Source organism: Grimontia sp. SpTr1 (assembly GCF_947387585.1).
GTDB classification, from domain to species: Bacteria; Pseudomonadota; Gammaproteobacteria; order Enterobacterales; family Vibrionaceae; genus Enterovibrio; species Enterovibrio indicus.
On record NZ_CANDOD010000015.1, the window covers coordinates 93,517 to 107,020 of the forward strand.

The following is a 13,504-nucleotide window of genomic DNA, read 5'->3' on the forward strand; positions in this document are numbered from 1 at the left end:
GCTAACTTTCGCTTTCCGGCAGCATAAAGTGGCGGGCGAGTATCTTGCCCGTGAACTGAGTGCGAAGATAAAAGCCACGGGGCAAGGTTTTGATGGGTTGACCTTTAGCGCCATAGGCTTCAGTTTTGACTTTGCTGTTTGCCGCTTTAGGGCGAAGCTGTAAGAACTCACCGTGTCTGGCACTGATTTCATGCACTTTTCCCAGCACGATAAACTCCATCAATTCTTCCCAATCCGCTTTTAGCTGCGACTCTTCATCTTCTGAAGGCTTCCATAATAACGGCATACCTACATGACGCTCGCAAACCGGAATTTCCCTTTCACCTTCAACCGGGATCCAAAGCACTTTTGATAGCTTGTTGCGGATATGACTGTTTTCCCAGGTCAACCCCTGAACACCAGTCAGTGGCGCGACACAGACAAAAGTGGTTTCCAATGGTTTTCCTGTATGGCTGATAGGGATGGATTTCAGCTCGATCCCTAATTCCTGAAAATCCTGCTCGGGCTTGCTGCCTGCAGTCGCACCCAGACAGGTCTCAAGCAACATGCCTACCCAGCCCTTTTCTCGGCGCAGATCTACGGGGCATTCCAGTCCATGTTGTTCGGCCAGTTCACCGAGCGTAAAGCCCGCCAAAGCAAAGGCGCGTTCAAGGAGTTCAGCTTCTGAATTGGGTGCGGGGATCATCATGCCTCGGTGTCTTAGTTGTCTGCAGTGAACGCTATCAGCCTCACCATAATGGATCCACTAATTTTTGCACCCTTACGGAGTTATCCACAACGATCTAAGTGTCGGAGGTGTAAAAATGGATCATGGATGCTTATACAGTGGTTTTGGTCACATAAATAGGCGGCTTTTGGATCATTCTGATTGGAAAGTGAGCGAGTGGTGTGGGTAAGTCTTACTTTGATGGATCTTTGACCACTTTAAGATCGTTCTGTTTTTGTCCTCCGATTTTGCTTGGGAACATGAACCTAAATCTAATTATGTATATGAAATATATAGATATAATTTAAATTCCCCGCTTGTGTGGACACTTTTCATATCGGTCAAAGAGACACTTTTGTCCCGTTTAAAGTCTGTTCTGCACAAATGTATCCACAGAAAGCGTGAATAAATGTGCGCTTAGTCTCACCGGATTGTTTATAACTTAGTGGTGACCGGGGATTTATCCATAAAGGCGGTTGAAGCCCCCAAAAAATGCGTCTCATACACAATGTTTGTTTACCACTGTGCACATAGTGTGAAAAAATCACTGGTAATAGAGATTTATATTTGAGGTCGTCCAGTGATAGATGGCGATGGCTACCGTCCCAATGTGGGGATAGTTATTTGTAACAGCCACGGTCAAGTTCTCTGGGCTCGTCGATACGGACAACACTCCTGGCAATTTCCACAAGGTGGTATTGATGACGGTGAAACACCTGAACAGGCCATGTACCGTGAGTTATACGAGGAAGTAGGGCTCACGAAGAAAGACGTAAGAATTCTGGCTACCAGTCGTCATTGGTTACGCTATAAATTACCTAAACGTCTGGTTCGCTGGGATTCCAAGCCAGTGTGTATCGGTCAGAAGCAAAAGTGGTTTTTGCTGAAGCTGGAATGTGACGAGTCAAAGGTGAATATGCAGCGCGGGGGGACACCGGAATTTGATGGCTGGCGTTGGGTCAGTTATTGGTACCCTGTGAGGCAAGTGGTGTCGTTTAAACGCGAAGTTTACCGACGCGCGATGAAAGAGTTTGCGCCAATGGCGATGCCTTTTCGCGAAAGAAAGACCAAACGAAAAGGTAAGCGGGGCACAGCAAAGAACTAAGGATGAACGTCGAGGGCGCCGATGCTGACGAAACTGAGGGATATCGTTAACAATGTAGCGTCGTCCACCGACGTCAAACAGGCGCTTAATGTCTTAGTACGTGAGACCTGTTCTGCGATGGAGACGGAGTGCTGCTCGGTTTATATCGCGGATCATGACCGTGAACAATATGATCTTATGGCGACGCAGGGACTCAATGCCCGTGCTCGCCGTGTTTCTCTCTCCTTTGATGAAGGCTTGGTGGGGTTAGTTGGCCGTCGTGCCGAACCCATCAACCTTGCACTCGCCAGTTCGCATAGCGACTTCAAACATTTTCCTGATATCGGCGAAGATATTTTCCAAGCCTTTCTTGGCACACCGATTATTTATCGCCGAAAAGTGCTGGGAGTTTTGGTTGTCCAGCAGCGCGATTCTCGCCAGTTTGATGAAAGTGAAGAATCTTTTCTGGTCACGTTGGCGGCCCAACTTGCGGTAGTTTTTGCTCACGCCAAGGCGCAAGGCTTTTGGCCCAACAACGCAAAAGGCGCCTTACTTTTAGAAGGTGCTGCTGCATCTCCTGGGGTTGCTATAGCCAAAGCCTGGTGTGATGTATCCCAGCCACGGTTGGATTTGGTCTTTCCGGCATCTTGCCTTGATACACAAAAAGAACGCGACAGATTGGATGGTGCTATCAGCGCAGCCATTACCGAATTCCGCCGTTTGCGAAAGCGTTTTGACAGTGAACTGAATCAGGACACGCTGGCGATCTTTGATCTTTTTATCCACCTTCTGAATGATCCCATGCTGCGAAAGGCGATGAATGAGCGCATTCAGAATGGCGATTTGGCAGAGTGGGCGGTAAAGCAAACCATTGACGCGTTTTCTGAGCGTTTCCAGAACATGTCAGATCCTTATCTTCGCGAACGTGCTAATGACGTGAAAGAACTGGGTCAACGCTTGCTTTATTTCCTTGAGAATCAGGAAATAAAGCAGTGGAATTTTGACGAGCCTATTGTGCTGTTTGCCCGTGAATTAACGGCAGCCATGCTGGCCGCCATCCCACGCGATCGTCTGGCGGGTGTGGTTGCAGAAGAAGGGGCAGTGAATGCGCACGCTGCCATTTTGGCAAGAGCCTTGGGTATTCCAGCTGTCATGGGCGTGGAATTCAGCCCGCAGTTGGTGCACCGCAAGCAAATCGTGCTGGATGGTTTCAAGGGGCGTTTGCTGGTTGAGCCAGCACCTCAGGTTCTTGAAGAGTATGAGCGTCTTCGTGACGAAGAATTGGAGCTTCAACAGGAAGTCGAAAGTACTTTCACGAAGAAGACAGAAACGTCTGATGGTGTGCGGGTAGAAGTCCATTTGAATGCGGGACTCAGTGCTGATACCAGCATTGCTATCAACCGTGGAGTAGATGGCGTTGGTCTCTACCGCACCGAAGTGCCGTTTCTGATGCAAAGAAGTTTCCCATCGGAAGACGATCAGGTGAATCAATACCGTGCGATTCTGGATTGCTATCCCAAGCAGCCAGTGGTCATGCGCACACTGGATATTGGCGGTGACAAACCATTGCCTTATCTCAAAATCGAAGAGGACAATCCCTTCCTTGGCTGGCGCGGGATCCGTTTTACTCTGGACCATCCAGATATCTTCCTGATTCAGGTTCGAGCTATGCTGCGTGCCAGCATCGGACGCGATAATCTCTCCATCCTGCTGCCGATGATCTCTGGTTTGTCTGAGCTGTTAGAAGCCAAAGCACTGGTAGAGAGAGCCTTTGCGGAAGTCATGGAAATGGCGGATGCGCAAGGTGAGACCTTGAAGCTGCCAAAACTTGGGATCATGGTAGAAGTTCCTTCCGTGCTCTACCAATTGGACGCCATTGCTCCTCACATCGACTTTCTCTCTGTCGGTACCAATGACCTCACACAGTATTTGCTGGCGGTGGACAGAAACAACGCCCGCGTGGCAGAGGTCTATGATACATTCCACCCTTCAGTGTTGGCGGTGCTTAGGCAAATTCTCGACAACAGCAAGCGGCTTAAATTACCTGTGAGTGTCTGTGGTGAGTTTGCTGGTGATCCTATCGGTGCATCACTGTTGGTAGGAATGGGGTACAGACAGCTCAGCATGAATACGCGGAGTGTCGCGAAAATCAAATACGTTTTGCGCCATATTCCAAGTAAGCAGCTTGAGTCGCACGCGGCGACTGTCCAACAACTGTCATTAGCGCGTGATATAAGAAATGCTTCAGAAGCCTTTTTAGAACAGTACAATCTCGGCGGTTTGATCCGGGTAGGTAAGTAGCCACAGCGATACTCGGACGTAAAGCTCAGGGCAAATAAATAAGGTGATCTGGCTGTTTAAAAAGTGCAGCACCAATAGGAATATTCCATGTTAGAAGCCACATTGTGGTTGTTTGGCGTTTGTCTTGCCGTCGGGGGCGTTGTTGGTCTGTTAGCCGGGCTTTTAGGGATCGGCGGTGGCCTGATTGTCGTGCCAGCGCTTAGCGTGCTTCTGCCTTGGGCGGGGATTTCTTCCAATCTCGTGATGCCCATGGCACTCGCCACATCGCTAGCAAGCATTGTGATCACGTCATCTTCCTCCGCTTATACACACTATCGCCTCGGCAATGTTCAGCCTTCCATCATTAAAACCTTGTTACCGGGTATTTTGCTGGGCGGGCTGCTTGGCAGTGCGATTGCCGACAGAATGCCAACGGAATATTTGCCGAAAGTCTTCGGGATTATTGTGCTGTTGCTTGCTCTGCAAATGGCGCTGTCACTTCGGATAAAATCAGCCAGACCACTACCTTCTCCGCTTGGTAGCATGACCAGTGGGACTGCGATTGGTATGATAGCGAGCCTTGCGGGAATTGGTGGCGGCTCATTGACCGTGCCTTATCTTAACTATCATGGCGTCGAAATGCGCAAAGCCATTGGCAGTGCATCATTGTGCGGTGTCTTTTTGGCGCTTTCCGGTGTCATAGGTTTTATCTTTTTCGGGCTGACGCAACCCGAGACACTACCACCTTATAGTGTGGGGTATGTTTACTTGCCAGCATTGATTGGTATTGTAGTCACTTCCGTAATGACAACGCGTTACGGGGCGAGACTTGCGACCCGTTTACCGACACCCATTATAAAACGCGTATTCGCGGTATTCTTGCTCCTGGTGGGCGCAAGCATGTTTTTTAGCTAAGGAAGACGAATTCATGTCACTGACATTCCCTCAAATAGATCCTGTCCTGATTGAAATCGGGCCGCTTGCAGTACGCTGGTATGGCTTGATGTACCTCGCCGGTTTTGCCTTTGCTCTTTGGCTGGCAAACCGCCGTGCAGATAAGCCGGGCAGCGGATGGACGCGGGATGAAGTCAGTGATCTACTCTTTGCGGGCTTTCTGGGTGTGGTGTTGGGCGGCCGCATTGGCTATGTGCTTTTTTACCAATTCGACGCATTTCTTGCAGATCCGCTCTTCCTGTTCAAAGTCTGGACGGGCGGCATGTCTTTCCATGGTGGATTGCTGGGTGTGATTGCAGCCATGGCTTGGTATGCCCGAAAGACCAAGCGGACATTCTTTGCGGTATCTGATTTTATCGCGCCACTGGTGCCATTCGGTCTGGGCGCAGGTCGTCTGGGCAACTTTATCAATGGCGAACTCTGGGGACGTTCGACAGACATGCCATGGGGCATGATTTTCCCAACGGGAGGACCGATTGCCCGTCACCCTTCGCAGCTTTATGAGTTTTTGCTGGAAGGCATCGTGTTGTTCCTCATCCTGAACTGGTTTATTAAGAAGCCACGGCCTGCCGGTGCCGTTTCCGGTCTATTCCTGATAGGTTACGGGGCATTCCGCTTTATTGTCGAGTTTTATCGCGAGCCTGATGCACACTTGGGCCTATTTGGCGATTGGATCAGCATGGGACAAATATTGTCGACGCCAATGATTATTGTGGGTGTGTTGATGGTAGTCTGGGCCTATCGCAGAGACCCAAGCGCAGCGCGCTCCGCATAACATTTTCAGTTTAAGCCGCAGATCCCTGCGGCTTTCTTTATATTTGTGATTTGTCACCCCGCTGTAGCGGGTAGTAAACGAAAGGAAGAACCATGAAGCAATATCTTGATTTGATGCAGGATATCATTGATAACGGCACAGACCGCGGTGACCGCACCGGTGTAGGTACACGTTCAGTTTTTGGTCGTCAGATGCGTTTTGATCTCAGTGAAGGCTTTCCGCTGCTGACAACCAAGAAGCTTTACACTCGTGCCATCATTCATGAGCTGCTGTGGTTCCTCAATGGCGATACCAACATTAAGTATCTGCAAGACAATAACGTGACAATCTGGGACGAGTGGGCAACAGGCGAGGGCGATCTGGGCCCGGTGTATGGTGCTCAGTGGCGTTCATGGGCATGTCCGGATGGTTCTACTGTTGACCAGATTGCCGAGCTGATTGAGCAGATCAAAACTAAACCAAATTCACGCCGCCATATCATTACGGCGTGGAACCCTGCTGACCTGCCTGACGAGACTATCAGCCCGCAAACTAATGCAGAGCAAGGAAAAATGGCACTGGCTCCTTGCCACTGTTTGTTTCAGTTCTACGTAGCTGATGGCAAGCTATCTTGTCAGCTTTATCAGCGTAGCGCCGATTACTTCCTGGGTGTGCCGTTCAACATTGCGAGTTACGCGCTGTTCACCCATATGATTGCGCAGCAGTGCGATTTGGAAGTCGGTGATTTCGTTCATACCTTCGGTGATGTTCACCTTTATCACAATCACCTGACCGATGATATCGTTTACGAGCAGCTCAAGCGTGAGCCGGGTAATCGACCAACCCTGACAATCAAACGTAAGCCTGACTCTATCTTCGACTACAAACTAGAAGACTTTGAGATTGAAGGTTACGAAGCGCTGCCATCGATTAAAGCGCCGATTGCGGTTTAATAGGGTTAAGGGTTCTAGGAAAAGAAGATCCTAGGTCCTAGAAAGAGCAAGAGCAGATCCTAGGAATAGAAAAAGCGGCAACTGATCACCAGTGCCGCTTTTTTAATGTCTCGATGTTCTTGAATAATTGCTCCAGGACCCTAAATACAAAAACGCCCGCATCAGCGGGCGTTTTCAAATCAGTTTGTCAGTATTGCTTACTGGGTTACCAGCATCACCAGCGAAGGAATCGCGATAAATACCAGACCTAAGTAAGCCACGACAGCCATCTTGTTCTTCGCTGCCGCTTCACCCAGCATTTCCGCACACTTCAGTGGGATTTCGCGCAGGAATGGTGTACCGAAGATCAGCAGGGTTGCCATGATGTTGAACGCCAGGTGTACCAAAGCGATCTGCAGGGCAAACACTGCGTTAGGACCGGTCACTGCCGTAGCTGCCAGCAGAGCAGTGATACAGGTACCGATGTTCGCGCCCAAAGTGAACGGATACACGTCACGTACTTTCAGTACGTTGGTACCTACCAGTGGAACCATCAGGCTGGTCGTCGTAGAAGAAGACTGAACCAGAATGGTAACCAAAGTACCTGACATGATGCCGTGGATAGGACCGCGGCCAATCGCTTTGTGCAGCATTTCTTTTGCACGGCCTACCATCAGAGAGCGCATCAGCTTGCCCATCATGGTGATAGAAGCGAAGATCAGTGCAATACCCAGCAGAGCCAGTACGATGCCACCCCAGCTACCTGGCAGTGTAGACAGCATATCTTTAGTGCCATTAACCAGTGGCTTGGTGATTGGACCCATAAAGTCCAGACCTTTCATGCTCAGGCTGCCTTCAAACATGAAAGGCGCTACCAACCAGCTTGAGATCTTGTCCAGCAAGCCGAACATCATTTCCAGCGGCAGGAAGATAGCTACAGCAATCAGGTTAAAGAAGTCGTGAACAGTTGCACAGGTGAATGCACGGCGGAATTCATCTTTGCAACGCGCGTGACCCAGGCTTACCAGTGTGTTGGTCACGGTAGTGCCGATGTTTGCACCCATCACCATAGGAATGGCTGTTTCAACTGGCAGGCCGCCAGCGACGAGACCAACAATAATAGAAGTTACAGTACTGGAAGACTGGATGAGCGCTGTCGCTACGATACCAATCATAAGACCTGCAACTGGATGAGATGCGAATTCAAACAAGGTTCTCGCCTCGTCACCCGCAGCCCATTTGAAACCACTTCCAACCATGGAAACTGCCAGAAGCAGTACATAAAGCATAAGTGCCAGGTTGGCCCAACGTACCCAATTCTTAGAGCTGTTAATCGGTGCAGCAGTAGAAGCTTGGGAGGTCATAAGAGAAATCTCCGTGACAGTTAAATGTCAGATTTGTGTCAGTGAAAGAATCTGGCGCGGATATTAGGTACGAAATATTTCACTAATATGACAGTTATAAGGTGGTGTATTAGCCATTGATAAGAAAGGGTGTAAAGACTTTGTGTCACGTGTCCGTATTTCTATAAAAAACATAAAGATAAGTTACTTTTGTGAGGGGTGAAATCGCAGTATAAAAAATAGGCACTTGAACCGTATTAAGGCTTGATGCAGGCTGGGTCGGAGCGTTTATTACAAAGACACCGATTTTCTTTGCGAAAAAAGTAACAATTTTGATTGGATACTTCGGATATTTCGATGTTTAATCTCCGAAGAACCGATTTTTCTTTATCGATGATCGGCGCCTAGACTAGTAGAGATTAACTAATTTAACGGAGTGCTTTTAATGACTGATGCGATTCGTCAGTTTATGAAGATGGAATCAGCTGGTGGTTTAGTGCTGATCGTTGCTGCGATTCTGGCGATCATTATTGCCAACTCGCCTTTGCAACCACTGTATGACGGTGCGCTTCATAGCTACATAGCAGGTTTGTCTGTTGCACATTGGATTAATGACGGCCTCATGGCCATCTTTTTCTTACTGATTGGACTTGAGGTTAAAAGGGAGCTGATTGAAGGCGCTCTGAATACCAAAGAAAAAGCCATCTTCCCTGCTATTGCTGCTGTCGGCGGTATGGTAGCACCTGCCGCGGTATATTTGGCATTTAATGCTGGCGACCCTGTCACCCAAGCGGGTTGGGCAATTCCAGCCGCGACGGACATTGCATTCGCACTGGGTGTGATGGCGCTGCTGGGCAAGCGCGTTCCGTTGGCACTGAAAGTCTTCCTGCTCGCGTTGGCGATTATTGATGACCTTGGCGTTATCGTGATTATTGCTTTGTTCTATAGTAGTGATCTCTCCATTACAGCACTGACAGTTGCCTTCCTGGCTACAGCAGCACTCTTCCTGATGAATGCCAAAGGTGTCACTCAGACCCGGTGGTACTTACTCGTGGGGGCGATTCTCTGGGTCAGCGTTTTGAAGTCAGGTGTTCACGCGACACTGGCGGGTGTGGTGCTGGGCTTTGTGATTCCGCTTGAAGGTGGAAAGGACGGTAAGTCACCACTGAAAGAGCTCGAACATGCGATTCACCCGTACGCTGCTTTCTTAATTCTGCCTATCTTTGCGTTCGCAAATGCTGGTGTGTCACTGGAAGGCGTATCAATAGAAAGTCTGACCAATACACTTCCATTGGGGATTGCACTAGGTCTGTTGATTGGTAAGCCTCTGGGTATCTTTACCCTGAGCTGGGCGTCAGTAAAACTGGGTATTGCTCGCCTACCTGAAAACGTAAACTTTAAGCAAATCTTTGCCGTGTCATTGTTGTGTGGTATCGGCTTTACCATGTCCATCTTCATTTCGTCTCTGGCGTTTGTTGGTGTGGATGAAAGCTATATTACCTTCTCACGACTGGGCATTTTGATTGGTTCAACTATCTCGGCTGTGGCAGGTTACGCCTTGCTGAATGCTGTATTGCCGAAATCGAGTGAGGTGGAGGAAGATAGCGATGAGAAAAAAGTTAGCATTGATTATTAGCGGAGTGCTTTTTGCTACACCGGCATTGGCTGCGAACAATTACTCGCACTGTTTCGATGATAATTCGACAGAAGTATGTAAAGCGTTCTTAGCCGGGCTGGAAACAACCCAACCGGAGGTTGTAGAAAAAGCATCGCTGACAACAACGCCAAGCGTCGACAAAGACACCTTATTAGGCAGAGCGCTGGAACAGCGCGCCGGAGGTCGCTACAAGACCTCCACCATTGCCAAGAAAGGATAAGCTACCAGTTCAAAACGCCAGCCGCGGATAACGTGTCTGGCGTTTTTTCGTTGAGAACACATGTCACATTTAAATTATAACCACCTCTATTACTTCTGGATGGTCTGTAAGCAAGGTTCAGTGTCCAAGGCGGCTGATGCCTTGTTTCTGACGCCACAGACTGTTACAGGGCAAATCAGGGCGCTAGAAGAGCGGCTCAAAGGTAAGCTGACCAAACGTGCAGGAAGAAACATTGAGCCCACAGAGCTTGGACAGCTCGTATTTAAGTATGCGGATAAGATGTTTGGCCTGAGCTATGAAATGCTCGATATCGTGAATTACAGTCAACGTGAGCATCAGCTGTTTGATGTTGGGGTGGCAGACGCACTTTCGAAAAGCCTAGTGAGTCGTGTGTTGCTGAAAGCATTGCCGGAAGATGATGGCATTCATCTACGTTGCTTTGAATCGACCCATGAGTTGCTGTTGGAGCAGCTTAGTCAGCATAAGCTGGATATGATCCTGTCTGATTGCCCGGTTGATTCAACACAAAGCCCTGGGTTATTCAGTGTGAAGATAGGCGAGAGCATGATGAGCTTTTTCTGCTCAGGGGATATCTCCAAGAAGCGTTTTCCTGCTGTCATTGAAGAGCATAAATTGTTAATCCCCAGTACACGCACGGCCATGGGGCGAAAGTTAATGCATTGGTTTGATAGCCAGGGTATCACGCCCACCATTCTGGGAGAGTTTGATGATGCGGCATTGATGAAAGCGTTTGGCTCGAATCATAAAGCCATGTTTGTTGCGCCGACATTTTACTCTTCAGATGTGCTGGAATTACCGAATGTGATGGAAGTAGCGAAAGTTGAAGCACTTAAAGAGGAATACTACGTGATTTTCGCTGAGCGTATGATCCAGCACCCTGCAGTAAAACGCATATGTGAAGCTGATTTCAGCAAGTTGTTTCACTAATTCTCAACTTCTTTATAGCATTCTTAGTTGCGAACCGTTGTTACTGACCTGAACAGTGTTAAACTTAAGTCAAACACAAACAAACCTTTAGATGTAATTTTTGCAGGCAGTAAGTATGGAACTAGAAAAAATGCAAGAAGCTGGGCCAAAGGCAGTGCAGTTGCTAAAAGCAATGGCAAACGAGCGCAGACTCTTCATACTTTGTTATCTGCTGGAAGGGGAAATGTCTGTTGGTACGCTGAGTGAGAAGCTCCAGCTCAGTCAGTCTGCATTATCTCAGCACTTGGCTTGGTTGAGACGCGATGGTCTGGTAGCAACAAGGAAAGAAGCGCAGACCGTCTACTATTCGCTGAAGAGTGTTGAAGTGCAAACCATCATGACTACGCTGCACCAGTTGTATTGCGCGAAGTAAAACGTTGAACAAATAAAAAAACCGGCCATGAGCCGGTTTTTTTATTTCAAATCGGAGCGCTATTACAGAGCTTTGATTTGAGCAGCCAGAGCAGCTTTATGACGAGCAGCCTTGTTCTTGTGGATCAGGCCTTTAGTAGCCATGCGGTCCAGGATAGGTTGCGCTTCAGCAAATGCTTTAGTAGCCGCTTCTTTATCGCCTGCTGCGATAGCTGCGATAGTTTTTTTCATGTAAGTGCGCATCATTGAGCGACGGCTTGCATTGTGCTGGCGACGCTTCTCAGATTGGATTGCACGCTTCTTAGCAGATTTGATATTCGCCAAGGGTCTAACTCCCAAATCTTATATTCGGTGACAATTTAAGGCCGAGGAATATGCCTCGTTTTACCCGAGTTGTCAATTCATTTGTGCAAATATCCGCCGCACTCACCTTAAGATTGGCGTGCTGCGAACATCGCGGTTAATATGGCGGCAGATTCTACCAGCATTCTTTACTTGAAGTAAGCCTTTTATCTGTGCTTTTCGTGCTATTCAAGATGCCTCCTTTCTTTTTATAACTACAGGGGGCGCGGGCGACAGGCAGGCAGGTTTACTTCCTTTTGTTTTTTAAGGGGATATAGGTGTCAAAGCGATTACTTCGCTCTGGATTGATTGTCAGTTCAATGACCATGATTTCGCGTGTAATGGGTCTTGTACGCGATGTGGTGATAGCGAATTTAATGGGGGCAGGCGCGGCGGCGGATGTTTTCTTCTTTGCCAACAAAATCCCTAACTTCCTGCGACGTCTTTTCGCTGAAGGTGCATTCTCACAGGCTTTCGTCCCAGTGCTGGCAGAATATCAAGCCAGTGATGATAAAACCAAAACCCGAGAACTGATTGCGTATGTGTCGGGCACACTGGGCCTGTTGGTGACAATAGTCACCTTGATTGGTGTGATAGCCTCACCGGTTATCACGGCACTGTTCGGGATGGGGTGGTTCCTCGATTGGGTAAACGATGGCCCATCTTCACACAAATTTGAATTGGCCTCTCTGATCCTCAAGATCACCTTCCCATACCTTTGGTTTATCACTTTTGTGGCGCTGGCTGGCTCGATACTGAACACCTTGGGTCGGTTTGCGGTCTCCTCTTTTACGCCGGTATTCCTGAATATCGCCATGATTTCGGCAGCGATTTGGATATCACCGAACATAGACCAGCCAGAGATAGGTTTGGGTATTGGTGTTTTTCTTGGTGGCCTGATCCAGTTCGGTTTCCAAATCCCGTTCCTTTATCGCGAAGGGATGCTGGTTCGCCCTAAGTGGGGCTGGTCGCACCCAGGCGTGGCAAAAATTCGTACCCTGATGATTCCTGCATTGTTTGGGGTTTCAGTTAGTCAGATTAACCTCTTGCTCGATACCTTCATTGCGAGTTTTCTGGCAACAGGTTCTATCAGTTGGCTTTACTACTCTGATCGCTTGCTAGAGTTTCCATTAGGTTTGTTCGGGATTGCCATCGCGACAGTGATTCTTCCTGCGCTCTCCAAAAAACATGTGGAGCAATCTTCAGGGCAATTTGCGTCCACCATGGATTGGGGGGTGCGCATGGTGTTGTTGCTTGGTGTTCCAGCGATGGTGGGTATGATTGTGCTTGCCAAGCCTATGTTGATGGTGCTTTTCATGCGAGGCGAGTTCGGCGCTGATGATGTGAATGCAGCAGCCATGTCACTGATTGCTTATTCGTCAGGCCTGCTTAACTTTATGTTGATAAAGGTGTTGGCACCTGGCTACTACGCTCGGCAGGACACCAAAACACCCGTGCGATACGGCATTATCGCCATGGCAAGCAATATGGTATTCAATCTGATTTTTGCCTATTTCTACGGTTATGTAGGCTTGGCGATCGCGACGGCGCTATCTGCTTTAGTCAATGCAGGCTTGCTGTATCGTGGTCTCCACAAACAACAGGTTTACCGCGTCAGCAAAGATACGGTGATTTTCACCTTGCGCCTTATCTTGGGTGTGGTGCTCATGGGGGCGGTGGTTTATCACTTTATGCCAGTATTTGAACAGTGGCTGGTGATGGATTTGTGGCAAAGAGTTTATACACTGACCGGCTTAATTGCTGCGGGCGCAATCACTTACGTAGTCTCGCTGGTAATTTTGGGCCTGAGACCGCATCAACTTCGCGCGGAAGGCTGATTGCGGCTTCTGATTAGTATATAATCCGTCGGTTT

At 48.6% G+C, this 13,504-nt stretch carries 13 protein-coding genes; 10 read left to right on the forward strand and 3 right to left on the reverse strand.

Translation table 11 applies throughout. The features are described 5' to 3' along the window. Window position 1: 1 nt before the first annotated feature. A complete protein-coding gene (gene mutH / locus QL223_RS19160) occupies window positions 2-685 on the reverse strand; it encodes a DNA mismatch repair endonuclease MutH (RefSeq protein WP_062706046.1) in 684 nt (227 codons plus the stop codon). 601 nt (window positions 686-1,286) lie between these two features. Between mutH and rppH the strand changes: the two genes are divergently transcribed. The 5 genes from rppH (at window position 1,287) to QL223_RS19185 (ending at window position 6,731) form a co-directional block, all read left to right on the forward strand. Further along, complete coding sequence (rppH, locus tag QL223_RS19165) at window positions 1,287-1,811, forward strand: RNA pyrophosphohydrolase (protein WP_002540369.1); 525 nt, start codon at window positions 1,287-1,289, stop codon at window positions 1,809-1,811. 21 nt (window positions 1,812-1,832) lie between these two features. Continuing rightward, entirely contained in the window at window positions 1,833-4,091 is a 2,259-nt protein-coding gene (gene ptsP, locus QL223_RS19170) for a phosphoenolpyruvate--protein phosphotransferase (protein ID WP_039850265.1), read from the forward strand. Window positions 4,092-4,178: 87 nt separating this feature from the next. Next, window positions 4,179-4,985, forward strand: coding sequence for a sulfite exporter TauE/SafE family protein (locus QL223_RS19175; RefSeq protein WP_281545655.1), 807 nt, complete (start codon window positions 4,179-4,181; stop codon window positions 4,983-4,985). 13 nt (window positions 4,986-4,998) lie between these two features. After that, window positions 4,999-5,799 (forward strand): prolipoprotein diacylglyceryl transferase, encoded by an 801-nt coding sequence (lgt, locus tag QL223_RS19180; protein ID WP_002540365.1) that lies wholly within the window; start codon window positions 4,999-5,001, stop codon window positions 5,797-5,799. 92 nt (window positions 5,800-5,891) lie between these two features. Beyond that, the gene (locus tag QL223_RS19185; protein WP_002540364.1) at window positions 5,892-6,731 is read left to right on the forward strand and encodes a thymidylate synthase; all 840 of its coding nucleotides are present in this window, start codon (window positions 5,892-5,894) and stop codon (window positions 6,729-6,731) included. Window positions 6,732-6,928: 197 nt separating this feature from the next. Here QL223_RS19185 and QL223_RS19190 read toward each other — a convergent pair whose 3' ends face one another. Further along, window positions 6,929-8,074: a Na/Pi symporter gene (locus QL223_RS19190; RefSeq protein WP_002540363.1), complete on the reverse strand. Its 1,146-nt coding sequence runs from the start codon at window positions 8,072-8,074 to the stop codon at window positions 6,929-6,931. Between the two features lie 424 nt (window positions 8,075-8,498). Between QL223_RS19190 and nhaA the strand changes: the two genes are divergently transcribed. From nhaA to QL223_RS19210, 4 genes are all read left to right on the forward strand, one after another. Next, window positions 8,499-9,689 (forward strand): Na+/H+ antiporter NhaA, encoded by a 1,191-nt coding sequence (gene nhaA, locus QL223_RS19195; RefSeq protein ID WP_002540362.1) that lies wholly within the window; start codon window positions 8,499-8,501, stop codon window positions 9,687-9,689. Continuing rightward, window positions 9,661-9,930, forward strand: a complete 270-nt coding sequence (locus QL223_RS19200; RefSeq protein WP_039850264.1) for a hypothetical protein — start codon at window positions 9,661-9,663, stop codon at window positions 9,928-9,930. The genes nhaA and QL223_RS19200 overlap by 29 nt, the downstream gene beginning before the upstream one ends. 60 nt (window positions 9,931-9,990) lie before the next feature. Next, window positions 9,991-10,878, forward strand: coding sequence for a transcriptional activator NhaR (gene nhaR, locus QL223_RS19205; RefSeq protein WP_002540359.1), 888 nt, complete (start codon window positions 9,991-9,993; stop codon window positions 10,876-10,878). Between the two features lie 115 nt (window positions 10,879-10,993). Then, window positions 10,994-11,290 (forward strand): metalloregulator ArsR/SmtB family transcription factor, encoded by a 297-nt coding sequence (locus tag QL223_RS19210; RefSeq protein ID WP_039850263.1) that lies wholly within the window; start codon window positions 10,994-10,996, stop codon window positions 11,288-11,290. A 62-nt stretch (window positions 11,291-11,352) separates the two neighbouring features. On the opposite strand, the gene rpsT is transcribed toward QL223_RS19210, so the two are convergent. Next, entirely contained in the window at window positions 11,353-11,613 is a 261-nt protein-coding gene (rpsT, locus tag QL223_RS19215; protein ID WP_002540356.1) for a 30S ribosomal protein S20, read from the reverse strand. A 296-nt stretch (window positions 11,614-11,909) separates the two neighbouring features. Here rpsT and murJ point away from each other — a divergent pair, with 296 nt between their 5' ends. Continuing rightward, entirely contained in the window at window positions 11,910-13,469 is a 1,560-nt protein-coding gene (murJ, locus tag QL223_RS19220; protein WP_281545656.1) for a murein biosynthesis integral membrane protein MurJ, read from the forward strand. The last annotated feature ends 35 nt before the right edge of the window (window positions 13,470-13,504 follow it).

Bases quoted from the DNA above. Each gene is read 5' to 3' on its own strand.
- mutH (WP_062706046.1), bottom strand. From the start codon at position 685: ATGATCCCCGCACCCAATTCAGAAGCTGAACTCCTTGAACGCGCCTTT.
- ptsP (WP_039850265.1), top strand. From the start codon at position 1,833: ATGCTGACGAAACTGAGGGATATCGTTAACAATGTAGCGTCGTCCACC.
- QL223_RS19175 (WP_281545655.1), top strand. From the start codon at position 4,179: ATGTTAGAAGCCACATTGTGGTTGTTTGGCGTTTGTCTTGCCGTCGGG.
- lgt (WP_002540365.1), top strand. From the start codon at position 4,999: ATGTCACTGACATTCCCTCAAATAGATCCTGTCCTGATTGAAATCGGG.
- QL223_RS19185 (WP_002540364.1), top strand. From the start codon at position 5,892: ATGAAGCAATATCTTGATTTGATGCAGGATATCATTGATAACGGCACA.
- QL223_RS19190 (WP_002540363.1), bottom strand. From the start codon at position 8,074: ATGACCTCCCAAGCTTCTACTGCTGCACCGATTAACAGCTCTAAGAAT.
- nhaA (WP_002540362.1), top strand. From the start codon at position 8,499: ATGACTGATGCGATTCGTCAGTTTATGAAGATGGAATCAGCTGGTGGT.
- QL223_RS19200 (WP_039850264.1), top strand. From the start codon at position 9,661: ATGAGAAAAAAGTTAGCATTGATTATTAGCGGAGTGCTTTTTGCTACA.
- nhaR (WP_002540359.1), top strand. From the start codon at position 9,991: ATGTCACATTTAAATTATAACCACCTCTATTACTTCTGGATGGTCTGT.
- QL223_RS19210 (WP_039850263.1), top strand. From the start codon at position 10,994: ATGGAACTAGAAAAAATGCAAGAAGCTGGGCCAAAGGCAGTGCAGTTG.